Below are 22,794 nucleotides of genomic sequence, written 5' to 3'. Positions count from 1 at the left end.
GCGCTATTCCACCGGCTTGATCTTGCCCAGCGGAATGAAGCCGAGCGAGGCCTTGCCCTTGACCACCTTCAGCGGCATCGACGGTTCGTTGCCGAGCACCGCCAGGGCGGCAAAGCCCTGCTCGATCTGGCTTTTCTGCTCCGTTATGGCGGCGCCCAGGATGGCCGCCACCGCCTTCGGGTCCTTCAGCCTGATCATCAGATTGGCGTTGATCAGGCCCTCGGCATCGACCGAGAGCGGTCCCGAAACAGTGATGCGCGCCGTCCCCGACGACAGGTCGAGGCTGCGGATTTCGATCGCCTGGCCGCGCAGGCTCTTCACCTGCGTGCCGATCAGCGCGACGCCGTTCTTTAGCGTGACGTCGCCGCTGACGTCGAGCGCCGGCAGCACGCGCCCGCCGATCGCATTGGGATCGATCTCCAGATCGCCAAAACTGCCGATATAGTCAATGTCCTTGCCATTCGGCTGCAACTGACCTGATGCCTTGCCGGCGCTGAACAGTTGCACCGGATCGGTGTCGTCGGCCGGATCGGTCTGGCCGGACAGGCCCTCCGCTTCCAGAGAAATCCGCCGCGGCAGCGGCCACCACAATTTGACGTTGGCTTGCAGATTGTCCCAGTCGATCCAGAGCGGCACCATGTCCGGAACGGAGGTCCTGAGCGGACCGCGCAGATTGGCAACCGGTGACAGAGGCCGGATGATCTGGGCGGCCGCGTTGAAGCTACCGGCCGAAGCGGCGATGTTCCTGGCATCGTCCTCGTAGGCCAGGTTGTCGCAGGAGACGGTAAAGCTCAGGGGATAGCCGCTGACTTGCAGATTGGCGCAGCCGGCTTCGACACCGGTCTTGTTGAGCGTGGCAACCGCCTTGTCGGCCTCATTCCTGACGCGGTCGGCCAGATAGAACCAGCCGCCGCTGTAGATGGCAAACAGCACAACGATGAACGCGGCAAGCCACAACAGGCGGCGACGGTTACTCGGCTGGCGTTCGTCACTTGACGTCATGCTTTGGCTCTCGTTAACGCATGGGTGTTGCGGACGGACAGTCGATTCCGCCAACGATAGGTAGACAGAGACGAATAGTTAGACGGGACGGGCAGAAAAAACATCGGTCCCGGTGCGGTGTTGGCATCTTTTGCAATCAGGCGCGGCGATATGGGCGATTTTTGGGTGTTTGGCTATGGTTCGCTGATCTGGCGGCCGGGTTTCGCGCATGTCGAGACCCAACGCGCTCGCCTGCATGGCTACCGCCGGTCGCTCTGCGTCTATTCCTTCGTGCATCGCGGCACGCGTGAACGACCGGGGCTGGTGCTCGGCCTCGACCGCGGCGGCTCCTGCATCGGCCTGGCGTTCCGCGTTCCCGGCGACTTGCGCGACGAGGCCATCACCTATCTGCGCGAGCGCGAGCTGGTCACCAACGTCTATCTCGAGCGCTTGCTCAAGATTCGCCTAGACGGCGGTAGCACAGTCGACGCTGTAGCCTACATCGTCGACCGCCAGCATGAGCAATATGCCGGCGCACTCGATGCGGCGGATGCGGCGGCCGTGGTGCGCGGCGCGGTCGGCCAGTCCGGCAACAACGAGGACTATGTGCTCAGCACGCTGGAGCATCTCGAGGCGCTGGGCATCCGCGACCACTGGCTGGAGGATGTCGCCAGGCAGGTCGCGCCTTTGTGAAGCTGGCTCTGCGGAAAAAGCCGGCCAGGCCTTTGACCTCGATCAGGCAAGACCTAGGTTAGACCACGAACCTCAGCGCGCGGTCGCCATTCGTCCGCCCCAATCATCCCGGAGATCCGCCTTGCAGAAACGCCGCCTCGGTCGTACCGACCTGTCCATCGCGCCGCTGGTCCTGGGCGGCAACGTCTTCGGCTGGACCGCCGACGAGAAAACCTCGTTCGACCTGCTCGACCGTTTCGTCGGCGCCGGCCTCAATGCCGTCGATACGGCGGACGCTTATTCGCGCTGGGTCTCCGGTCACAAGGGCGGTGAGTCGGAAACCATCATCGGTAAGTGGATGAAAGACCGTGGCAATCGTGACAAGGTCGTGGTGATCACCAAGGTCGGTTCGGATATGGGGCAGGGGCACAAGGACCTGTCCGCCGCATACATCGAAAAGGCCGTCGACGCATCGCTGAAGCGGCTCCGGACCGATGTCATCGACCTCTATCTGTCACATTGGCCAGACCCGACGACGCCCTATGAGGAAACGCTCGGCGCTTACGAGAAGCTGCTCGCCAAGGGCAAGATCCGCTATGCTGGCTGCTCGAACCTCGATGCCGGCCAGTTGCGTGCCGCGCTCGATGTGGCCAGCCTGCGCAGCCTGCCGCGCTACGAGGTGCTGCAGCCGGAATACAATCTCTACGATCGCTCGTCCTTTGACGGCCCGCTGCGCGATCTGTGCGTGGCCGAAGACATTGGCGTCATTACCTATTTCAGCCTGGCCAAGGGTTTTCTCAGCGGCAAATACCGCAGCGAGGCCGATCTCGGCCAAAGCCCGCGTGGCGGTGGGGTGAAAGACTACCTCAATGCGCGCGGCATGCGCATCCTTGCAGCGCTTGATGCGGTGTCTGCCAGGCATTCGGTCAAGCAGGCTGAGGTGGCGCTTGCCTGGGTTATCGCACGGCCAGGCGTCACCGCGCCGATCGCTAGCGCCACCAAACCCGAGCAGATGGACAGCCTGATCAAGGCGGCGTCGCTGAAACTGAGCGCCGCCGACATGGCCGAACTCGACAAAGCGAGCGGCTAACGTTTTCGGCGGCCGCTCCTCGCACGAACGTCCAAGACGACCCTCTTGCCTTGCCATACCGTCCCTTTGCACGGGGCAAGGCAGAGGGTGAGATGACTGAGCCGCTTCTTTTGCAGCCGGACCTTTGGCGTCAGCTGCTCGCGCTGGTGCTTGCCTCGGCCGTCGTCATGGGCAGCCCGGGACCGGCAACGATAAGCGTCACCGCGGTCGGTGCGGCCTGTGGTTTGCGCCACTCGCTGGGCTATGCCTGGGGCATCATCCTGGGCACGATCACCGTGCTTTTGGTCGTCGCGACCGGGGTCATGGCGGTGCTGATGTCGGTGCCGAAGCTAGCGCCGTTGCTGGCTGTCGCTTCCACGGCCTACATCCTCTATCTCGCCTTCAAGATCGCGACGGCGCCGCCGCTGGCGACGCGCGCCGCCGGGGCTTCGCGTCCAACATGGCTGGCCGGGTTTCTTCTCGCGATCGCCAATCCAAAGGCCTATGTGGCGATCGCCGCCGTGTTCGCCGGTGCTTCGTCGAAACTGGACGCTGCTGAGCTTGGTCTGTGGCTGAATCTGGCGGTTCTCGCCCTGATGATCGTTGCCATCCATGCTCTGTGGCTTGTCGCGGGGGCAGCGTTCGCGCGCTTCCTGCGCCGGCCGGCGGCCTCGCGGATCATCAATCTGGTCTTTGCCGCGACGCTGGTGTTGACCACCGCGCTGGCCGTGTTCGGCTGAGACCTGCCGGCCGGAGACTTCCGGTTCAGACTTTGGTTCTTGCAGCCGCATCCAACTCTTGCAGCCTTTTCACCGCCGTCGGCGGCAAGGCAGGTGGGTTCGGGCCGCGCGCCGCATCAATCAGGAACTGGTCGCAGGCGGCCTCGGTTTCACCGATCAGCCGGGCCATGAATTCTTCCTTGCCCAGTCCCGGTGGAATCGGCGGCAGGAAGCGCGCCTTGATGGTGCCGGGATAGCGCAGGAATTTGCGGCGCGGCCAATAGAGACCGGCGACATGGGCGACCGGCACCACCGGGACGCCAAGCTGTGCATAGATTTCGACGATGCCGTATTTGTAGGCCGGTTCGTCGCCCGGCGCACGGCGCGTGCCCTCGGGATAGATGATCAACTGGCGGGGATTGCGCGCCATCTCCTCCTTGGTCGCGGCGACCACGGCCTTCAGCGCCTTCGAACGGCTGCCGCGATGAACCGGGATCATGCGCATCTTCATGATGTACCAGCCAAAGAACGGGATCCAGGTCAGCTCGCGCTTGAGGATGTAGAGTGGGTCCTGAAGGAAGGGGAAGAAGGCGATCGCGTCCCAGAACGACTGGTGCTTGGGCGCCAGGATGAAGGAGCCTTCGGGCAGGTTTTCCTGGCCGGTGATGTCGCTCTTCGTTCCGGCGATCTTGCCATAGAGCCACATCGAGGTGCGCGACCAGAATTTGGGCACGAACCAGGCGCGGTGACGGGGCGACAGGAAATAATAGGGGGTCCAGAGGATCATCTGGACGATCAGGTTGACGTAGAAGACGAAATTGAACGTCAGCGATCGGACATAGAGCATTGGGGAGGCCCGGTGAGGAGGTGTGCGTTGGTTACACCAAGCACGGGGAAAAAGGAAATGGCCTCCGGGCACTCTGAACGGCGAAGAGAGCGATCCGTCGATCGGTGACCGGTCCGGTTCCGCTACATCAGTCGCGCCAATCGCTCCTTCACGCGTGGGGAAAGAGCGACATGGCTTCGAGGCGATCTATAATTTCTTCCAGAAAATGGAAGGACAGGTTACGAATATGTCATCTGCATTTGAATGATGGAAGGCATTATATCGCGTCTGTCGGCCTGCCTGTAGCATGGCCTCGTAAAGGAGTTGTCATGTCCGAAGCCCGCCCGCCACTGCCGCCGTTCACCGCCGAGACCGCAGCGCAGAAGGTGCGCATGGCCGAGGATGCCTGGAACTCGCGCGACCCGGCACGGGTCGCGCTTGCCTATACGACGGACAGCCGCTGGCGCAACCGTGCCGAATTCCTGCAAGGCCGCGATGCCATCCAGGCTTTCCTGACGCGAAAATGGAGCAGGGAACTCGACTACCGGCTGATCAAGGAGATCTGGGCTTTCCACGGCAATCGCATCGCCGTGCGCTTCGCCTATGAATGGCGCGACGACAGCGGTTCATGGTTCCGCAGTTATGGCAATGAGAATTGGGAATTCGACGAACACGGGCTGATGCGCCTGCGCATCGCCAGCATCAACGACCTGCCGATCGGCGAGGCTGATCGTAAGTATCATTGGCCGCTCGGCCGCCGTCCGGACGATCACCCAACACTGTCTGAACTCGGGCTTTAGAACAATTCCAGGAAAAATGTGAAACGGGTTTTCCGTCCGGAATTGCGTGAACCATCGTAGGCCCTGTTCCGGGCAAGGAGGTTTCGATGAACGCGCATGCTTTCACCAGCGACGTCGCCTTCACGCCGACGGTCAAGGCGATCCAGGCCCGCAAGGGCTCGCGCCAATCCTATGCCCGCGTCGAGGAGCGTGGCGGCTGGCAAGCTGTCGTCACCCCTGACCTTGCTGCCTTCATCGAGATGCAGACCAGCGTCTTCCTGTCGACGGCCAATGGCGAGGGCCAGCCCTACATCCAGCATCGCGGTGGACCCGCCGGCTTCCTCAAGGTACTGGATGAAAACATGATCGGCTTCGCGGATTTTGCTGGCAACCGGCAGTTCATCACGCAGGGCAATCTGGCCGACAACCCGCAGGCCTTCCTGTTCCTCATCGACTATATGCACCGCCAGCGCATCAAGCTCTGGGGCACGGCGCGCGTCGTCGAGAACGATGCCGAGTTGATGGCGAAGCTGATGCCACAGGATTACAAGGCGCGCCCCGAGCAGGTCATCCTGTTCACGGTCTCGGCCTGGGATGCCAATTGTCCTCAGCATATCCCGCAACGGTTCGAGGCGGCCGACGTGGCGGCCGCACTCGGCGAGCGAGATAAGCGGATCGAGCGCCTCGAACAGGAGGTCGCACGGCTCAAGGGGAATTCAGGCGCCGCCGCCGGGGCAGGCGCGGCCGCCGGGGAATAATGGTTCAGCCGCCGGCAGCGGTTTCGGCCAGCGCGATACCGTTGGGCGTCGGCTTGACCGGCACGATGCCGCGTGCGAGCGCCAGCAGATATTTGTTGTATTCGGTGAACAGCACGCGCAACGCCCGCGGCTTGGTCAGCCAGCCGCCATTGTCGAGGTTGGAATTGACCACCGGATAGGGCTCGAGCTTGGCGCCATGCAGCAGCCGGCCCATCTCAAGCAGGCTGCGCGGCATATGATAATTGTTGGTGACGAGGATCACTGTGCCATAGGCGTGGCTCTCGACCCATTTGGCGCTTTCCTCGGCATTGCCGATCGTGTCGAGCGCGGCGCGGTCGATGTCGACGCAGCAGGAGAACAGCCGCTTGTCGCCACCGGTCGCCGCCTGCAACTGGCGACGGCTGGCGGAAGGATGCACGCCGCTGATCAGCAACCGCTCGCCCTTGCCGGACGCCAGCAGATCCATCGCGGCGTCGAGGCGGGACTGGCCGCCGGTCAGCACGATGATAGCGTCTGCCCTGGCCGGATTGGCCGGCGTCGTCAGATGGCTGACCTTGTTGGCGAACCAGCCGAAGCCGCCGGCAAACAAAGTTGCGAGGACGAGCACAGAGAGAGCGGATATACGCAACACGGCCCTCAGACGGCTCACCGTGCGGCGGTCATGCGAACGGGCAACCACCACTGGCATCTGTCCAGCCGTACCGGTCGAATCCCGCGCGTCCATCGCCATATGGTTAGTCCTGAAATGCGGCCTTGGGTAGGTAAAAGACGCACTTTGCGTTACGTGAATTCTCCATCCGTGATCACCCTGCATCCGGTTGGCGGACTTCGATGTCGCTGAGATAGGCAACGACGGTGGCGTGGGACGTGGCAGCCGTGAGCCCGCCGATCACCAGCACCATCAAGACGACACCGAGATAGCCCGCCGACCCGATTGCGAAATTGCCGAACAGGGCGGTCGCCTGGTCGGCCTGCGGCGTCGCCATATTGCGCGACGACCAACAGGAAAAGACGATGAAGACGAGCACTGCCGCGGCACCGCCAGCCGCCGCGCCCTTCATGCCGGTCACCAGGAAATGTCGGCGGAATTCGCGTGCGATGAATTGTGCCTCGGCGCCGACGAAATGCAGCACCTCGATGATGTGGCCGTTGCCGGCCATGGCGCCGCGTGTGGCGAACACCACCGTCAGCACCGTCGCCGACAGCATCAGCGCCAGCACGGCGATGCCGATGGTCACCGTGGTGCGGGCCATGGCGACCAGCCGGTCGACCCAGGTGCGGTGATCGTCGAGCGATGCACTCGGCAGTTTCGGCGTGATCGCGGCGCGCATGGCGGCGAAATCAGGCGGGCTGTTCTCGTCGATGGTGACGATGATCAGGCGCGGCACCGGCAGCTCGTCGATGTTGAGGCCAGAGCCCAGCCACGGCTCCAGGAGCCGCGCGGTCGCTTCGCGATCGATGATCCGGGTCGCCTTGACGCCGGGAAACTCGCCGGCGATCTGCGAGGCCTGGGCAAGGGCTGCCTCCATGTCGAGGCCGTCGACCGGCTTGATCTGGATCGTCGCCTCGCGCGAAATCTGGTTCTCCCAGACGGAAGCCGTGTCGCGCACCAGCGTCACCGCGCCGAAGGTCAGGCAGGACAGGAAGGTCATGATGGCGATGACCAGCACCAGCGCCCGGCCGGCTATGTTCTGCGCCGGCACGATCGGCGCCATCCTGCGCTGGGCGCGCGGCTTTGCCTCGGTCGCCTCGGCGTCCTGCTCTCGTTCCACAAGATGGTCGGCGGACAGCTCAGTCATAGATGTCCAGCCTTCCGCCGGCCAGGATCATGCGGCGCGCGTCGACCTGTTCCATCAGGCCGAGGTCGTGGGTGGCGATCACCACGGCGGTGCCCAGACGGTTGAGCTCGATGAACAGCCGCAGCAGACGTCGCGCCAGCGGCGGATCGACATTGCCGGTCGGCTCGTCGGCCAGCAGGATTTCCGGCTGCTCGATCAGCGCCCGCGCGATCGCGGCGCGCTGTTTCTCGCCGCCGGACAGAACCGGCGGCAGCACATGCATGCGTTCGCCCAGCCCGACCCACTTCAACAATTCGGTGACATCGGTGCGGTAGCTCGCCTCCTCGCGCCCGCGTACGCGCAACGGCAGCGCGACGTTCTCGTAGGTGGTCATGTGGTCGAGCAGGCGAAAATCCTGGAACACCACGCCGATGCGGCGGCGCAGATGCGGCAGTTCGGTACGCGAGATGCGCGAGCGATCCTTGCCGAAGATGGTGATCAGCCCGCGCGTCGGCTTCAGCGACATGAACAGCAGGCGCAACAAGGTCGTCTTGCCGGCGCCCGAAGGGCCGCTGAGGAACTGGAAGGAGCGCTCCGGGATGTGCAGGGAGATGTCGCGGAGGATTTCCGGACCCATGCCATAGCGGAGGCCGACATTTTCGAAACGAATCAATTTCGACGACCTGAATTTCTTGGCGGCAGCAAGCCGGCCTGTTCTGGGTAAAGACCATCGGCCGGCATGGTTAACCGGCGGTTAATTCCTGAGTTGTTTCGGCTCGTCACGAGGGCTCCGGTGGGGAAGCGTTAACCATTTGTGTTTACGCAAAAGAAACGAAAAGCGAACACGTGCTGCAATGCTGGGGCCATGATGGCTGACGATCGAACCGCGCGCCCGGTTTCCGGCGAAATCATGACCGATCCGGCGGCAATTGCCGCTACGGACCGGTTCATGCGTGGTTCGGCTGCCGACATCGTCGATGCCGACTACGTGGTGATGCCGCGTCTTGTCCCCGCCATGGAAAGCGTTTCGCCGCCGCCGCGCGCGATCGTCACACCGCCCATCAAGGGCATGGACATGTTGCGCAAGCCCGAGGCCGCGACGGAACGGCCGCCGGCCTTGCGCGGCGGGCCGATCTTCTGGATCGCTGGCATCGGCGCCGCGTTGGCCGCCTTCTGGGTTTCCGGCGGGCACGCGCTGGTGCGCCAGGTGCCGTTCCTGTCCGGCGCGCAGGTGTCGGCGCTCAGCATTTCAGGCGTCACGTCACGCGTCGATGCCTCCGGGGCGAGCCCCGCGCTGTACGTCGATGGCGAGGCCGCCAATGACGGTGCGAAACCAGTGCAACTGCCGCCGCTCGAAATCCGGGTGACCGGCAATGACGGGCGCACAACCCGCTATACGTTGGGGACATCCGGCCGTGTGCTGGCGTCCGGTGAAAGATTCGGCTTTGCCAGCCGGCTCGACGTGCCTAAGAACGGCGTAAGAACCATTTTGGTTACTTTCGCCCAATAGGCGATCACCGGGGGAAGACCACCAATGCCCATCGTGCGCGGCAAGGACATCGAAGTCCTGTTTTCGGCATCGGCGATCGCGCGGCGCAATCTCGAGCTCGCCAAGGAGATCGCCGGCCACGACTATCACGATCTGCTGGTGATCTCGGTGCTGAAGGGCTCGTTCATCTTCGCCGCCGATCTCATTCGCGCCATGCACGATGTCGGCCTGTCGCCCGAGGTCGAGTTCATCTTCATCTCCAGCTACGGCGCCGGCACCACCAGCGGCGAGGTGAGGGTGCTGCGCGACATCGACAATGAGGTCGCCGGCCGCGACGTGCTGTTGATCGACGACATTCTCGAATCGGGCAAGACGCTGAGCTTCACCCGCGATCTGATGCTGTCGCGGGGCGCCAAGAGCTGTTCCATCGCCGTGCTGCTCGACAAGCGCATGCGCCGCCAGACCGCGCTCAATGCCGACTATGTCGGCTTCGACTGCCCCGACTATTTCGTCGTCGGCTACGGCATGGACGTTGCCCACGCTTTTCGTGAGCTGCCGTTTGTCGGCGTCGTCAAAGGGGATGTCTGAGCGGCATCAAAAATGCTTGGCGATGCTGCGCTCCTTCAGGAAAAGTCAACTTTTCAGCGCCAAATATGCCGGCCATGGCAAAGCTTCTGATCGTCGAGGACGACGAGTCCGTCCGCACCCTGGCCGCCCGCGCGCTTGAACGCGCCGGGCACACAATCGATATCGCGGCGGACGGCGCGCAGGGGCTTTCGCTGATCCAGGCCGCGCGTGGCGGCTACGATCTTGTCGTCTCCGACATCCGCATGCCGGAGATGGACGGCATCGAGATGGCGATCGCGGCGGCATCGCTCTTCCCATCGATGAAGATCGTGCTGATGACCGGCTACGCCGACCAGCGCGAGCGTGCCGAGGAATTGAACGGCATTATCCTCGATATCGTGCAGAAGCCTTTTACGCTGGCCGAAATCCGTTCTCGCGTCGAACGGGCGCTGATCTGCTTCGCCTGATCAGACTGGATCGGCAGCAGTGAGCACGGGTGCAGCGCTCTTGCGCCGTTCGGTGTTGAGCGCCAGCAGGCCGGCGCCGATGATCAAGGCAGCACCGATCACGGTCGTCGACCGTGGTACTTCGGCGAAGAACAGGAAACCCCACAGCGGCGACCACAGGATGCCGGTGTATTCGAAGGTGGCAACGCGGTTGGCCGGCGCCATCCGGTAGGCCTGCGACAGCAGGATCATGCCGGCGGAAGCGACGAAACCGCAGGCCGCCATCTTGAGAAAATCCGGCAGCGTCGGCCACAGCCAGGGCCGCACCAGGAATTCCAGGCTCGGGTGGGCGGCGTGGGTTATGCCGGCAAGGTGAAACGCGCCGGCAACCACGGCGGCGCCAACCAGATAGGCGCCGTTCTGATAGAAGGCCATCACGGTGGACGATTCGGTATCGCCGATCTTGCGGGCCATCAGCTGCGAAAAACCATAGAGCGCCGCCGAACCCAGTGAAAGCAGCGCTGCCCAGTCGAACAGGCCGGCGCCCGGGCGCAGCATCACGAGGACGCCGAATAGCCCGATCAGCACGGTCGCCAGCGTCCGCCAGGAGACGCGCTCTCCAAGATACGGCCCGGCCAGCGCCATGATGAACAGCGGCGCCATGAAATAGAGCGCCACCGCGTCGGCCAGCGGCAAAGCAGCGATGGCCAGGTAGTACACCGTATAGGAGGTGAACTGGATGAAGGCGCGCACCGTCAGCATGCCGAATCGCTTCGACAGGATCGCCCGCAGGCCGACATCGGCTTGGACCAGAAAGATCAGGATCGGCAGAGCGACGATCGAGCGGATCGCCATGACCTCGGTCACCGGATAACCACTCGACACGGCTTTGACGAGCGGATCCTGCAGCGAGAAGACCAGCACGCCCAGGCACAGGCTCAGGATGCCGCGCAACATCCGGTTCTGCATGAGTGTTCCAGGCTCCAGTACCGCCACCGCAAGCACGCTTGCTGCAAGCTAAAAAGAACCCGCCACCGTTTCGGGCAGCGGGCACGAGTGAGGACTCTTGATTGGTCCGCGGCTGATTTCGCAGCCGCATATCCAATGGGTGAGGCCACTATCATCCCGCGTTTGACATGTTGCAAACGAATTGGAATGATACCAGTGATCAAATTTCCTTATGGTGGATTTCATGCGACCGACCCTCGACAGCGATCTCCTGCGCACCTTCGTGGCGATTGCCGAGACTGGCAATTTCACCAAGGCGGCGGAGCAGGCTGGCCGCACCCAGTCGGCGGTGTCGATGCAGATGAAGAAGCTCGAAGCGCTGATCGGCGACAGTCTGTTCGAGCGCGGTTCGCGCGGCGTCGCACTGACACGGCGCGGCGGCGAACTTATCGTCAACGCCCGCCGCATTGTCTCGCTGCTCGACGAGACGGCGGCGTCGATGGCGGCAGCGCCGCTTGGCGGGCCGGTTCGCATCGGCATTCCCGAGGAATATGGCCACGCCATCCTGTCGCGCGCGCTCGGCGCTTTTTCGAAGCGTCACACGCAGGTCGAGGTCACCGTGCGCTACGCGCATTCGGGGGCACAGATAGCGGCGCTTGCCGCCGGCGAACTCGATCTGTGCGTGGTGTTCGAATGGCAGGATCCTGCCGGCGGCGAAGTGCTGATGCACGACCCTACAGTGTGGGTGACGTCGACCCTGCACCACATGCATGAGGAGCAGCCGGTGCCGATCGCACTCTACAACCGGGCCGGCTGGTGCAAGGACTTCGCCATCAAATCACTGGAGCAACGCGATCTTGCCTATCGTGTTGCCTATACCAGCGACACCACCGGCGGTCTCAAGCTCGCCGTCACCTCCGGGCTGGCGATCGCGCCGATTTCGCGCAGCAACATTCCCGACGGCTGCCGTGAGCTGACGACCGCGGACGGGTTCGGGGCCATCGATTCCTCGAATGTGGTGATGCACCGCAACCCGAATGCGTCAGGCGAGGCGATCGACGGCATGCAGGAGGCTATCCGCGAAGCGTTCGTCAACCGGCTCAGTCAGCCCGCCGCATCCTCGTAGAAAGCAGGCGATCGCCGAACGGATCGGCGACCGATACCTCGCGGGTCTTCCACGGCGTCTCTTCGAGGCCCGGCCTGGCGAAGCGGTAATTCTTGGCCGCCAATTCGCCCTGCAGTGCCGCGATGTCCTCGACCTTGATGCGCACGGCAATGCCAGGCGCGCCATCGCCGTGGTGTTCGCCGAGATGAAGGACGCAGCCGTCGCGGCCGACCGCCATGTAGAGCGGTGCGTTGTCGTCGAAGCAATGCTCCCACTGCACCTCGAAGCCGAGGAAGCCGACATAGAATTCACGCGCCTTGGCAATGTCGAAGATGCGCAGATGGGCGTGACAGCGCCAAGTTTGGGCATGGTGACGCAACCGTTCGAGAGGGTTTCGGGGGAGGCAGGGCGGCAATCCCTATTTCAGCTCGAGCAGCCGTTCGAGATAGCTGCGCTCGATGTCGGGGCTCAGCGTATTGCCGAGCCGCTTGCGGATCGCTTCCAGAATCTGGCGGGCACGCTGCACGTCGATCTCGTCGGGCACCTTCACTGAATCGCCGAAATCGGGACCCTGGCTGGCGCGTGGCCGGCCGAGCGGATCACGATCGGCGTTCTGCTGGCGGCCGCCGTCCTCGCTACCGCCCTGGTCGCCCTGCATGGCCTGCATCTGCTTCATCATGTCCTTGGCGCCCTTGCGCAGCGCTTCCAGCGCCCGGCCCTGATGGCCGACAGCCTCGTCACCTGCGCCTTCGCCGAGCGCCTGTTCGGCATTGCCCATGGACTTGCCGGCCTCGCCAAATCCTTCGTTGGGCTCCATGCCCATGCCTTCGAGTCCCTTCTTCAGCTGCTCGAGGTCGCTTTTCAGCTGGCCCTGGCCCTGCTGCAGCTGTTTCAGCGCGTCGGCGAATTCCTGTGGTGTCATCGGCTTTTGCCGGCCGAGCGGATCGGAGTTCTCGCCGATCCCTGGCTTGTCCTCATCCTGGCCGCCGCCTTCGCCGAGCTGCTCGTCGCGGTTCTGTCCACGCTGGCGCTCGCCGCGCTGCATCTGGTCCATGCGGAAGGTGTCGTTCATCATCTCCTGCTGGCGCCGCAGGATCTCGCCAAGCTTGTCCATCTGTTGGCGCATCTCGCTGTCCTGCTGGCCGCCTTGCTGCTGACGGCCGGCCTGGAGATTGTTCATCATGTCCTGCAGTTGCGACAGCAATTGCTGCGCCTTGTCGCGATCGCCAGATTTCGCCAGATTCTCGATCTGGTCCATCATGCGGTCGATGCCGCTCTGGCGCAGTTCCTGGCCGTTCTGCTGCATCTGCGGTGCATTGGGGTTCTGCTTGGCGCGCTCCGCGAATTCCTGCAGGAACTGGTTCATCGCCTCGCGCAGTTCCTTCATCGCCTTTTCGATTTCAGCGTCGCTGGCGCCATTCTTGATGGCGTCCTGCAGTGCCTGCTGCGCCTGGCGCAGCCGCTTTTCCGCGGCCGACAGATTGCCTTCCTCGATACCGAGTGCGATTTCCCAGAGATAGGAGACCTCGTTGCGCAATTGATCGTCGCTGTCGGCCATCTTCAGCCGGCTGCGGGCGCTCATGATGGCGAGGTAGTGGGACATGTTGTCGAATGTGTCTTCCGGCCGCAGCGTGATGGCGTCCATCAGGTCGAGCACGCGCGGCTTGGCGTTGGCGTCGAGCGCCAGCAGGCGGCGCTGCTCGATCACCGCGCGCGCCAGCGGATTGGCGAAAGGCCGCTCCGGCATCAGCAGCGTCTTGGTCTCGCTCGATGCGGTGTGCCCGGCATCGTCTGTGGCAACCAGCGTCAGCTTGATGCTGCTGCCCGCCCAGACATGCTCGGTCAGATCCTTCGAGGTCCTGGCGGCGTTCGACTTGCCACCACGACGGGGCAGCGACAGCGGCATCTCAGGCGGGCCATAGAGCGGATGTGCCTTGGGCGCCTGCGGATCGGCGAGCGCGAACACCGCCTTGGCGGTGGCGGCACCGTAGTCGTCGTCGATCTGGTAGTTGAGTTCGAAAGCGCCGTTGGCGGCGCGCTTCGGCTCGCCGACGAAGCCAATCTGCGGCGGCTTGTCCGCTATGACCGCGAAGGCCCAGCGGCCGAGCTGGTCCTCGCCCGATGTCAGCGTCAGCGTGCCGTCGCTGGTCAGCTTGCCGGTGAATTGACGTACCTTGGACGGCGTCGCCGGGCTTGCCGCCGGCTTGGCGGCGACCTGCGGGCCGGCCGGGTCGATGGCGCGGGAATTGCCATTGTTGTCGGCGTAGCCGAGCGTTTCATCGCCTGAGCCGCCGGTCACCCGCAGCGAGACGTCGCTGCCTTCGGGAACGGTGAAGGTCGGCGTCGCCTGGTTGGCGTCGGCGGTCAAAAAGATCGGCGGCTTGCCGGTATAGGCCGGCGGCGTCACCCAGGCGTCGATGCGCGGCGGCACGGCGTCATGCGCACCATGGGCATTGAACCCGTCGCTGATCCTGCCACCCGTCGGCCCGAAGGAGAAGGCGAAGGCGGTAACGAGCACAAGTGCCGCCACGGCGCGCAGCCCCCAGGGGTCACGTTCTGGCACGCGCGTGCGCGGCAGGTCGGCGCCGAGGCTGTTGAGCTTTCCGGCCATGCGCTTCTGGTGTTCGCGCCACAGCGCTTGCGAGAAGCTGCTTTCCCGGCCACTTGGCCGGTCGGTCTGCACCAGCACCGGGCTGTGCAACAATTGATTGGCCGCCTCGATGCGGCGGTCGATTTCGGCGGCGCCAGGCAGGCGGAAGAAGCGCAGCGGGTAGAGCGCACCTAGTGCGGCGACTCCGAAGGCGGCGACAAGGCCGATGCGCGCCATATCTGGCAGCCGGGAGAAGAGGCCGAGCCAGGAGACGCTGAGGAACAGGCTTGCGATGATGACGAGCGGAAGCAGCAACGGCCAGCCACGCTCGACCATCATCGAGGCCCGCGTCGCCAGCCGGCTCAAGGCAAGGCGCCCGGCCAGGCCGCGATCGCTGCTGAAGGTGGGTCGTTCCGTCATCGGCCCTTCCACGGGGCGGGCAGGATAGCCCAACGCCTCACGACTCAAAGAATACCAGCAAACACGGCAAAGGCGAGGCAGTTCGGAAAAACGTGAAGTCGACCGTCATAATTCCGCATTGCAGTCAGAAGGTTGCGGGGTTGGCATTCGCCCCGCAGACCAGCACGGCGACGCGTTCGCCCGGTGCTGGCACATAGCGGCCGGACAGGATCGCGGCAAAGGCGGCTGCGCCACCCGGCTCGGAGATGATGCGGACCCGATTCCACAGCGCCTTCTGCGCGGCGATGATGTCGTCGTCGCTGACCAGGATCGAGCGTTCGACAAAGGCCTCGGCGATCGGGAACATCATTTCGCCGACGCGCTTTGGCGCCAGCGAATCGGCGGCGATGCCCTCGGCTGGCGCGTCGACAGGGTGTCCGGCCTCGAAGGCGTGATGAAGCGTCGGAGCCCCTTCCGGCTCGACGGCGATGATGCGGATGCGGCCGGCAAACCAAGCAGCGATGCCGCCGATCAGGCCGCCGCCGCCGACAGCGACCAGCAGCGTGTCGATCTCAGGCAAGTCGCTCTCGATTTCGAGCCCGAGCGTGCCCTGGCCGACCAGCGTTTCCTCCTGGTTGAAGGCATGGATCTGCAAGGCGCCGGTTTCCTCGGCGAAACGTTCGCTGGCGGCCAGCGCCTCGGCGTAGCGGGCGCCGCCGACGATCAGCTCGGCGCCGTAGCTGCGGATCCGCTCCAGCTTGGCCGCCGGGCTCACTTCGGGAACGAAGATGGTCGCCTTGTGGCCCAGCCGCATGGCGGCATAGGCGACGGCCGCACCATGATTGCCGCCGGATGCGGCAACGACACCGGCCTTTGGAACCGCACGCTCCAGCAGGTTGGTGAAGGCGCCGCGCGCCTTGAAGGAGCCGGAATGCTGCAGGCATTCGAGCTTCAGGTCGACCGCCAGCGGCGCACGGTCGAAGTCGGCCATGTCGACGCGCAGCACCGGTGTATGGCGCAGATAGGGGCGGATGCGCGGTTCCATCGCGGCAATGCGCTCGCGTGTGACAGTATTGCCCTGCGACATGGTGACCTCCTCGGGATTGACAGCAATTAGTAACTTGGCAAAATGGCTAAATGCAAGAGGTTGATGTCTTCAAGGCGATCGCCAATGAACGCAGACTGCGGATCCTCGACTGGCTGAAGGATCCGCGCGCGCATTTCCCAGCCCAGGCGGATGGCGATCTGGTCGAGGACGGCGTTTGCGCGCTGCTGATCGCCGAAAAGCTCGGCATAACGCAAGCGACGCTCAGTGAGCACATGCGCGTGCTCACCCAGGCCGGCCTGCTGCGCGCCAGGCGCATCAAGCAATGGACGTTCTACCGCCGCGACGAGGACAGGATCGCCGACATCAGGGCGCTCATCCGGAGCCGGTTGTAGCGTTGCCGGCCGGTATCTGGGCCGGGCAGCTTCTATGCAAGCCAGTCAGGCACGGAATCCAGCCCGATCAGATCGTCATAGGTCAGCCGTGGACGCACGACGTGGAACCGGTCGCCGTCGACCAGCACCTCCGGCACCAGCAGGCGGGTGTTGTAGGTGCCGGCCTGCACCGCGCCATAGGCGCCGGCGGTGGAGACGGCAATCAGGTCGCCGGCCTTCAGCCTGGGCAGATCGCGATCGAGGCCAATGTAATCGCCGGTCTCGCAGACCGGGCCGACCACATCGACCATCATGCGCGGCGTGTCGGCCGGCGGCTGCACGACCGGACGGATGTCGTGGAAGGCATCGTAAAGCGTCGGCCTGATGAGATCGTTCATGGCGGCGTCGACGACGAGGAAGTTCTTGGCGTCGCCCTCCTTCACGAAGATCACTTCCGAGACGAGGATGCCGGCATTGCCTGATATCAGCCGGCCCGGCTCGAACATCACCTTCAGTCCGAGCGTGGTGACATGCTTCCTGACGATCTGGGCATAAGCATCGGGCAGCGGCGGCGGGTTGTTGTCTACGCGATAGGGAATGCCGAGACCGCCGCCGAGATCGACATGCTCGATGGCATGGCCGTCGGCACGCAGCGCGCCGACCAGATCGACGAGCAGGGCGAAGGCGTCGTCGAAAGGCTGCAGTTCGGTGATCTGGCTGCCGATGTGGGTGTCGATGCCGGTGATCTTGATGCCGGGAAGCTTTGCCGCGCGGGCATAGACCTGACGCGCCTTCTGCCATGGAATGCCGAACTTGTTCTCGGCCTTGCCGGTGGAAATCTTCTTGTGGGTCTTGGCGTCGACGTCGGGATTGATGCGCAGCGAGATCGGCGCCACCTTGCCAAGTGCGGCGGCTCGCGCCGACAGCAGCTCGAGTTCAGGCTCGGATTCGACGTTGAAGCACAGGATGCCGGCGGCAAGGGCAAAGTCCATTTCGCGCGCCGTCTTGCCGACGCCGGAAAACAGGATCTTGCCCGCCGGAATGCCGGCGGCCAGCGCCCGGCGCAATTCGCCTTCCGAAACCACGTCGGCGCCGGCGCCGAGCTTCGCCAGCGTCCGCAGAACAGCCTGGTTGGAATTGGCCTTCATGGCGTAGCACACCAGCGCGTGGAGCCCGGCAAAGGCCTGCGCAAACACCCGGTAGTGTCTGGTCAACGTGGCCGTCGAATAGCAGTAGAACGGCGTGCCGACCTGTGCGGCGATGTCGGGGATCGCCACGTCCTCGGCATAGAGCACGCCGTCGCGGTAGTCGAAATGGTTCACGAGAGTGGTTCCGGAAGGTTGGGGCACGATGAGACCGGATTTGGAAAGACCAACTCCGGTGTCATCGGCTAGATCAGCGGGTCGAGGATGAACTTCTTGTCCACGACCGGTTTTTCCGGCTCCGGCGGGACAGGCTGGTGGGCCTTGGAGGCATCCTTGCGCGCTTGCACGGCTGCTTCATAGGGCGTGTCGAGACCGCCCCTCCTGCCGCAGGCCGAAACGGCCGCGATCGCAACCAGCAGCGTCAGCGTCACCAAAATCCTGCTTCCGGTCATCGATCCATCCGTCCGAAACGTTTGCCAGCCGCCGCTTTTAGCCGAGTTCTCAGCGCATTGCACCCCGGATATTGCTGGTCGCAATATCCCCGGGATATTGCTGGTTGCAATATCCGGCATCATGCTTTCGCCAGTCGCTTTTTCCAGGCGCGGATCTGCTTCCTCACTTCCGACGGCGCGGTGCCGCCGAAGCTGGTGCGGCTCTTGACCGAGTTCTGCACCGCCAGCACCGAAAATATGTCCGCCGTGATGCCGGGATTGATCGACTGCAAATCCTCCAGCGAGAGCTTCTCCAGCCCCACTTTCTTGTCTTCGGCCAACGCCACCGCCCGGCCGGTAACATGATGCGCCTCCCGGAACGGCAGGCCGAGCGTGCGTACCAGCCAGTCGGCGAGGTCGGTCGCCGTCGCGTGGCCGGCGCCGGCGGCCTTCTTCATCGCGGCTGCGTTGACCGTCATGTCCGAGACCATGCCGGTCATCGCCGCCAGCATCAGGTCGAGCGTCTCGGCGGCATCGAATACCGATTCCTTGTCTTCCTGCATGTCCTTGCCATAGGTCAAAGGCATGCCCTTCATCACCGTCAGCAGGCCGACAAGGTGGCCGGTGACACGGCCAGTCTTGCCGCGCACCAGTTCGGCGGCGTCGGGATTCTTCTTTTGCGGCATGATCGAGGAGCCGGTGGAAAACGAGTCCGACAGCCTGACGAAGCCGAACTGCGGCGTCGACCAGATGATGATCTCCTCGGCCAGCCGCGACAGATGCGTGGCGCAGATCGCCGCCATGCCGAGGAACTCGAGCGCGAAATCGCGATCCGAGACGCTGTCCAGCGAATTGCGCATCGGCTCGCGGAAGCCGAGTGCCTTGGCCGTCTGGTGACGGTCGATCGGGAAGCTGGTGCCGGCAAGGGCCGCGGCACCGAGCGGGCTCTCATCCATCCGTTCGATGGCGTCGCGCACACGCGACAGGTCGCGCGAAAACATCTCGACATAAGCCATGCAGTGATGGCCGAAGGTCACCGGTTGTGCCGCCTGCATATGGGTGAAGCCCGGCATCACCGTCGCGGCATGCTCCTCGGCCCGCTCGAGCAGCGCCTCGATCAGCCCTTTCAGTGCCTCGGCGACGCGAAAGCACTCACCCTTGACCCACAGCCTCAGATCGACCGCCACCTGGTCGTTGCGCGAGCGGGCGGTGTGCAGCCGGCCGGCCGCCGGGCCGATCAGATCGGCAAGGCGTGCCTCGATATTCATGTGGATGTCTTCGAGTCGGGTCGAGAACTCGAAGGTGCCGGCCTCGATCTCTTTCAGGATTGTGTTCAGCCCGTGAGCGATTTTTTCTTGATCGGCCGCCGAAATAATGCCCGTTTGCGCCAGCATCTCACTATGGGCGATCGAGCCTTTGATGTCCTGGGCATAGAGTTTGCGGTCGAACGAGATCGACGCATTGATGGCTTCCATGATCGCGGCCGGACCCGAGGCAAAACGTCCGCCCCACATCTGGTTGCTGGTTTTCTTGTCGCTCATGGCTATAACCCGTGCTTCGGAGCAGTTTTGAGAAAATGACAGACGGTAATAGATTCTTCCCGGCCCCGCGCCTGATCCTCGCCGCCTTGGCGGCGGGCGCGCTGGCCGGCGCGGTCGCGGTATATGTCAGCGAGAGCCGGTCTGGCAACAATGCACCGGCACAAGCTGCCGTCGGCGAGAGCAAGGACGACGTCGCCTGCGCTGCCAAGAGCGACCGCGCCAAGAAGGTCGCGGCCTCCGCCACCGGTGAGGTCGCCGCACTTTTGCCGGCCGATCCGCCGCAATCCTTGAAGAGCCTCGCCTTCAATGGCCCGGATGGCAAGCCGATGACGCTTGCCGATCATGCCGGCAAGACGGTGTTGCTCAATCTGTGGGCGACATGGTGCGCGCCGTGCCGTGCCGAAATGCCGGCGCTCGATGCACTGCAGAAAGAAAAGGGCAGCGAGGCCTTTCAAGTGGTCGCCGTCAATGTCGATGCCGGCGACGATGTGAAGCCGAAGAAGTTCCTCAACGATACCGGCGTTACGACGCTCGGCTACTACCGGGATTCGACGATGGCGCTGTTCAATGACCTCAAGACGCGCGGCCTGGCGCTCGGCCTTCCCGTCACCATGCTGATCGACGGCGAAGGCTGCCTGATCGCCCATATGAACGGCCCGGCTGAATGGTCGGGGCCGGACGCCAGGCGTTTGGTCGAGACGGCACTCAAGCCGGAAAGCCTCTAAAAGCGCGTCGTTATCCCAAAACCGCTACGCCCTTTCGGTCGATCAAGCTCTGTTCAAACCGAGCGCGGGCGTGGGCGCGAAGGCCAGCACGCTTCTGTCACGCACCCGAGCGGCGTCCTTGCTGGGCGACGACACCGGTCAGGTCGCCGAATTCCTCGATGAGGCGCCGCGTCGAGGGGACCAGGAAAGGGCGAAGCAGCGGGATGGCGCTGGTCACGGCGTTGCCATGGAAGCCTTCTGTATTCTGGACCGCGCCGGTTGCGGCCCGCTCAGCCTCGTTGCCGCCGCCGAGCTCGACGATTCAACGCCATAGGCGAAGGCATGGCCGAGCCGGTCGGCAAGGACGCGCAAAGGATGGCCATTGCCTGAGTGCGCCATGCCTTCGTCGACCTCGGACAGCAGCACGACGTCGGGAGCCCGGCCGGCAAGCGTGGCCGCTATGGCATCGCCATGGCACAGCCGTTCGACGTTCAAGGCGACGATGGTGAGCGTTTCGCCGGCGCTTTCGCGTGAAGCCTTGCCGCCGATTTCGATCTGGCCAAGTGCCGGTGTGGCGGCAGCCAGGCGCTGATGGGTGGCGCTATCGCGCGGCTCGTCGCGCATGGCCTGGCGCTCAGCGAGTGGAACATGCGTCAGCTGTGGCGCCAGCATTTCATTCATCCCTTTAGCCGGATAATCATGACTGTTCTTCAGGGTCTTTACGTCCGCGGCAGCCGCCCTAGCTACCTGGAGCGCCGGCATGACATCTTCATGCCGGCGCAACCGCCGGAGGGGAGGAGAGACGGGCTGTCCACAGGCCTGAAGGGCCACAACAGAACTGTCACATACCTTCTCTAAGAGAGCGGCCAAGGACTTGCGCAAGACCCTTGTCAACAGCCACTCAAGAGGGAAGAAACCATGACCATCATCAAGCGGGGCTTCGCTGCCCTTGCCGCAGGAGCGCTCAGCATCGCGCTTGCCATGCCTGCCGTCGCAGAGCCGGTAAAATTCGATTTCTGGTTCGGCCTTTCGGGCGATCTGGCCCGCGTCGTCGACACGCTGTGCAAGAATTTCAATGCCTCGCAGACCGACTATGAAGTCGTCTGCACCAGCCAGGGCAATTATGACGCCACGCTGCAGAACACGATCGCCGCCTTCCGCGCCGGCAAGCAGCCCGCCGTCGTTCAGGTCTATGATGTCGGCACCGCCACCATGATGCTGTCGGGCGCCTACAAGCCTGCCGACAAGCTGATGGAAGAAAACGGCTACAAGATCGACTACGCCGACTATTTCCCCGGCATCGCGCGTTACTATGCGACCTCGAAGGGCGAGATGCTGTCCTTCCCGTTCAATTCCTCGACGGCGCTAATGTATTGGAACAAGGATGCCTTCGCCAAGATCGGCAAGACCCAAGCGCCGAAGACCTGGGAAGATGTCGGCGCCGACCTCCAGGCGATGAAGGACGCCGGCTACGAATGCCCGATGGCGATCAACATCTCTGCCAATGAAAGCTGGCAGCTGATGGAGCAGTTCTCGGCCCTCCACAATCAGCCGGTCGCCACCAAGAACAACGGCTATGACGGCCCCGATGCCCGTCTGGAAGTCAACAAGACCAAGTTCGTCCAGTACGTCACCGATCTGAAGAAGTGGTATGATGCCGGCCTGATCAAGATCAAATCCAAGGATCTCGGCCAGGATATGGTCCAGGCCTTCGCGTCCGGCACCTGCCAGGTCATCCTGACCTCGGTCGGCGATCACGGCACCGTCGGCAAGACGCAGAAGGCAGGCATGAACTGGGATGTCGCCGAACTACCGGTCTATGCCGGCACAGAGCGCAAGAATTCGCTCGTCGGCGGCGCTTCGCTGTGGGTCCTCTCGGGCAAGTCGGATGCCGAATACAAGGGCGCGGCAGCGTTCCTCAACTTTATCCACGACCCCAAGACCGCTTTGTTCTGGTCGACCAACACTGGCTACATCCCGGTGACCAAGTCGGGCTTCGACTACATGAAGTCCACCGGCTTCTACGACAAGGCGCCCTTCAAGGGCCGTGAGATCGCGATCGCCAGCTTGACCGCGTCCGAGCCGACCGAGATCACCCGCGGTGTGCGGCTGGGCAATTTCACCCAGATCCGCGCCGAGTTCGGCACGCAGATGCAGGCGATCTTCGCTAACAAGGTCAGCGTCCAGGAAGGCCTCGACACGCTGGTCAAGAATGGCGACGCCATCCTCGACCGCTTCCAGCAGACCTATCCGGGCAAGACCCTGCCCTGATCCCGTAATTTGCGTGGCCGCCCGCCGGTCTTCTCCGAGCATGATCTCTGGACAAACGGAAACCGTTTGTCCGCTAAAACGGGTTTCCACTTTTCGGGATCATGCTTGGGTCGACGGGCGGCCATTTCGTTATTAATCTTGCTCTAAGCCGCCATTG

The 22,794-nt window shown here is 63.6% G+C and carries 25 protein-coding genes; 12 read left to right on the top strand and 13 right to left on the bottom strand.

Annotated features, from left to right (window positions below):
- Positions 1 to 3: 3 nt before the first annotated feature.
- Positions 4 to 1,002 (bottom strand): DUF2125 domain-containing protein, encoded by a 999-nt coding sequence (locus ASD12_RS07825; protein WP_056583663.1) that lies wholly within the window; start codon positions 1,000 to 1,002, stop codon positions 4 to 6.
- 150 nt (positions 1,003 to 1,152) lie between these two features.
- Here ASD12_RS07825 and ASD12_RS07820 point away from each other — a divergent pair, with 150 nt between their 5' ends.
- The 3 genes from ASD12_RS07820 to ASD12_RS07810 all read left to right on the top strand — a co-directional run bounded on the left by ASD12_RS07820 (position 1,153) and on the right by ASD12_RS07810 (position 3,462).
- Positions 1,153 to 1,674: a gamma-glutamylcyclotransferase gene (locus ASD12_RS07820; RefSeq protein WP_056583661.1), complete on the top strand. Its 522-nt coding sequence runs from the start codon at positions 1,153 to 1,155 to the stop codon at positions 1,672 to 1,674.
- Positions 1,675 to 1,795: 121 nt separating this feature from the next.
- Positions 1,796 to 2,743: an aldo/keto reductase gene (locus tag ASD12_RS07815; protein WP_056583658.1), complete on the top strand. Its 948-nt coding sequence runs from the start codon at positions 1,796 to 1,798 to the stop codon at positions 2,741 to 2,743.
- Between the two features lie 92 nt (positions 2,744 to 2,835).
- Positions 2,836 to 3,462, top strand: a complete 627-nt coding sequence (locus tag ASD12_RS07810; protein WP_056583654.1) for a LysE family translocator — start codon at positions 2,836 to 2,838, stop codon at positions 3,460 to 3,462.
- A gap of 25 nt (positions 3,463 to 3,487) precedes the next feature.
- Here the strand turns inward: ASD12_RS07810 and ASD12_RS07805 are convergent, their stop codons facing one another.
- Complete coding sequence (locus ASD12_RS07805) at positions 3,488 to 4,288, bottom strand: 1-acyl-sn-glycerol-3-phosphate acyltransferase (RefSeq protein ID WP_056583650.1); 801 nt, start codon at positions 4,286 to 4,288, stop codon at positions 3,488 to 3,490.
- A gap of 308 nt (positions 4,289 to 4,596) precedes the next feature.
- Between ASD12_RS07805 and ASD12_RS07800 the strand changes: the two genes are divergently transcribed.
- Both ASD12_RS07800 and ASD12_RS07795 read left to right on the top strand, forming a co-directional pair.
- A complete protein-coding gene (locus tag ASD12_RS07800; RefSeq protein ID WP_056583639.1) occupies positions 4,597 to 5,067 on the top strand; it encodes a DUF1348 family protein in 471 nt (156 codons plus the stop codon).
- Between the two features lie 86 nt (positions 5,068 to 5,153).
- Positions 5,154 to 5,804, top strand: a complete 651-nt coding sequence (locus ASD12_RS07795) for a pyridoxamine 5'-phosphate oxidase family protein (RefSeq protein ID WP_056583628.1) — start codon at positions 5,154 to 5,156, stop codon at positions 5,802 to 5,804.
- 4 nt (positions 5,805 to 5,808) lie between these two features.
- Here the strand turns inward: ASD12_RS07795 and ASD12_RS07790 are convergent, their stop codons facing one another.
- From ASD12_RS07790 to ftsE, 3 genes are all read right to left on the bottom strand, one after another.
- Positions 5,809 to 6,534, bottom strand: coding sequence for a YdcF family protein (locus ASD12_RS07790; RefSeq protein WP_056583625.1), 726 nt, complete (start codon positions 6,532 to 6,534; stop codon positions 5,809 to 5,811).
- 73 nt (positions 6,535 to 6,607) lie between these two features.
- Positions 6,608 to 7,603: an ABC transporter permease gene (locus ASD12_RS07785; RefSeq protein WP_056583622.1), complete on the bottom strand. Its 996-nt coding sequence runs from the start codon at positions 7,601 to 7,603 to the stop codon at positions 6,608 to 6,610.
- Positions 7,596 to 8,255 (bottom strand): cell division ATP-binding protein FtsE, encoded by a 660-nt coding sequence (gene ftsE, locus ASD12_RS07780; RefSeq protein ID WP_010911739.1) that lies wholly within the window; start codon positions 8,253 to 8,255, stop codon positions 7,596 to 7,598. Before ftsE ends, ASD12_RS07785 begins: the two co-directional genes overlap by 8 nt.
- Before the next feature lie 192 nt (positions 8,256 to 8,447).
- Between ftsE and ASD12_RS07775 the strand changes: the two genes are divergently transcribed.
- From ASD12_RS07775 to ASD12_RS07765, 3 genes are all read left to right on the top strand, one after another.
- Positions 8,448 to 9,092 carry a hypothetical protein gene (locus tag ASD12_RS07775; RefSeq protein ID WP_056583618.1) on the top strand — a complete coding sequence of 215 codons (645 nt, stop codon included), beginning with the start codon at positions 8,448 to 8,450 and terminating at the stop codon, positions 9,090 to 9,092.
- Between the two features lie 24 nt (positions 9,093 to 9,116).
- On the top strand, positions 9,117 to 9,659 hold the full coding sequence (hpt, locus tag ASD12_RS07770) for a hypoxanthine phosphoribosyltransferase (RefSeq protein ID WP_056583612.1): 543 nt from the start codon (positions 9,117 to 9,119) through the stop codon (positions 9,657 to 9,659).
- Positions 9,660 to 9,733: 74 nt separating this feature from the next.
- Positions 9,734 to 10,105 carry a response regulator gene (locus tag ASD12_RS07765; protein ID WP_056583899.1) on the top strand — a complete coding sequence of 124 codons (372 nt, stop codon included), beginning with the start codon at positions 9,734 to 9,736 and terminating at the stop codon, positions 10,103 to 10,105.
- On the opposite strand, the gene ASD12_RS07760 is transcribed toward ASD12_RS07765, so the two are convergent.
- Positions 10,106 to 11,053, bottom strand: a complete 948-nt coding sequence (locus ASD12_RS07760; protein WP_056583610.1) for a DMT family transporter — start codon at positions 11,051 to 11,053, stop codon at positions 10,106 to 10,108. It abuts the gene before it with no gap.
- A 223-nt stretch (positions 11,054 to 11,276) separates the two neighbouring features.
- On the opposite strand from ASD12_RS07760, the gene ASD12_RS07755 reads away from it, so the two are divergent.
- Positions 11,277 to 12,158 carry a LysR family transcriptional regulator gene (locus ASD12_RS07755; RefSeq protein WP_056583896.1) on the top strand — a complete coding sequence of 294 codons (882 nt, stop codon included), beginning with the start codon at positions 11,277 to 11,279 and terminating at the stop codon, positions 12,156 to 12,158.
- Here ASD12_RS07755 and ASD12_RS07750 read toward each other — a convergent pair.
- The 3 genes from ASD12_RS07750 to ASD12_RS07740 form a co-directional block, all read right to left on the bottom strand.
- Positions 12,133 to 12,552: a glyoxalase superfamily protein gene (locus tag ASD12_RS07750; protein WP_348271710.1), complete on the bottom strand. Its 420-nt coding sequence runs from the start codon at positions 12,550 to 12,552 to the stop codon at positions 12,133 to 12,135. The genes ASD12_RS07755 and ASD12_RS07750 overlap by 26 nt on opposite strands.
- A 3-nt stretch (positions 12,553 to 12,555) precedes the next feature.
- On the bottom strand, positions 12,556 to 15,147 hold the full coding sequence (locus ASD12_RS07745; protein ID WP_056583608.1) for a TIGR02302 family protein: 2,592 nt from the start codon (positions 15,145 to 15,147) through the stop codon (positions 12,556 to 12,558).
- Between the two features lie 124 nt (positions 15,148 to 15,271).
- The gene (locus ASD12_RS07740; protein WP_056583605.1) at positions 15,272 to 16,213 is read right to left on the bottom strand and encodes a threonine/serine dehydratase; all 942 of its coding nucleotides are present in this window, start codon (positions 16,211 to 16,213) and stop codon (positions 15,272 to 15,274) included.
- Positions 16,214 to 16,263: 50 nt separating this feature from the next.
- On the opposite strand from ASD12_RS07740, the gene ASD12_RS07735 reads away from it, so the two are divergent.
- Positions 16,264 to 16,566 carry a metalloregulator ArsR/SmtB family transcription factor gene (locus ASD12_RS07735; protein WP_056583603.1) on the top strand — a complete coding sequence of 101 codons (303 nt, stop codon included), beginning with the start codon at positions 16,264 to 16,266 and terminating at the stop codon, positions 16,564 to 16,566.
- A 32-nt stretch (positions 16,567 to 16,598) separates the two neighbouring features.
- Here ASD12_RS07735 and lysA read toward each other — a convergent pair whose 3' ends face one another.
- From lysA to argH, 3 genes are all read right to left on the bottom strand, one after another.
- Positions 16,599 to 17,867 carry a diaminopimelate decarboxylase gene (gene lysA, locus ASD12_RS07730; protein WP_056583602.1) on the bottom strand — a complete coding sequence of 423 codons (1,269 nt, stop codon included), beginning with the start codon at positions 17,865 to 17,867 and terminating at the stop codon, positions 16,599 to 16,601.
- Positions 17,868 to 17,935: 68 nt separating this feature from the next.
- Positions 17,936 to 18,142, bottom strand: coding sequence for a lipoprotein (locus tag ASD12_RS07725; protein ID WP_056583600.1), 207 nt, complete (start codon positions 18,140 to 18,142; stop codon positions 17,936 to 17,938).
- 119 nt (positions 18,143 to 18,261) lie between these two features.
- The gene (argH, locus tag ASD12_RS07720; protein WP_056583598.1) at positions 18,262 to 19,662 is read right to left on the bottom strand and encodes an argininosuccinate lyase; all 1,401 of its coding nucleotides are present in this window, start codon (positions 19,660 to 19,662) and stop codon (positions 18,262 to 18,264) included.
- Positions 19,663 to 19,697: 35 nt separating this feature from the next.
- Here argH and ASD12_RS07715 point away from each other — a divergent pair, with 35 nt between their 5' ends.
- Positions 19,698 to 20,387 (top strand): TlpA disulfide reductase family protein, encoded by a 690-nt coding sequence (locus ASD12_RS07715; RefSeq protein WP_056583596.1) that lies wholly within the window; start codon positions 19,698 to 19,700, stop codon positions 20,385 to 20,387.
- Positions 20,388 to 20,600: 213 nt separating this feature from the next.
- Here ASD12_RS07715 and ASD12_RS07710 read toward each other — a convergent pair whose 3' ends face one another.
- Entirely contained in the window at positions 20,601 to 21,038 is a 438-nt protein-coding gene (locus ASD12_RS07710) for a hypothetical protein (protein ID WP_244482778.1), read from the bottom strand.
- Positions 21,039 to 21,284: 246 nt separating this feature from the next.
- On the opposite strand from ASD12_RS07710, the gene ASD12_RS07705 reads away from it, so the two are divergent.
- Entirely contained in the window at positions 21,285 to 22,637 is a 1,353-nt protein-coding gene (locus ASD12_RS07705) for an extracellular solute-binding protein (RefSeq protein WP_056583593.1), read from the top strand.
- Positions 22,638 to 22,794: the final 157 nt, after the last annotated feature.

Origin of the sequence: Mesorhizobium sp. Root102, assembly GCF_001425625.1 — a bacterium.
Lineage (GTDB): Bacteria > Pseudomonadota > Alphaproteobacteria > Rhizobiales > Rhizobiaceae > Mesorhizobium.
Note: the sequence above shows the minus strand (reverse complement) of the source record. Positions and strands in the feature narration are given on the sequence as shown.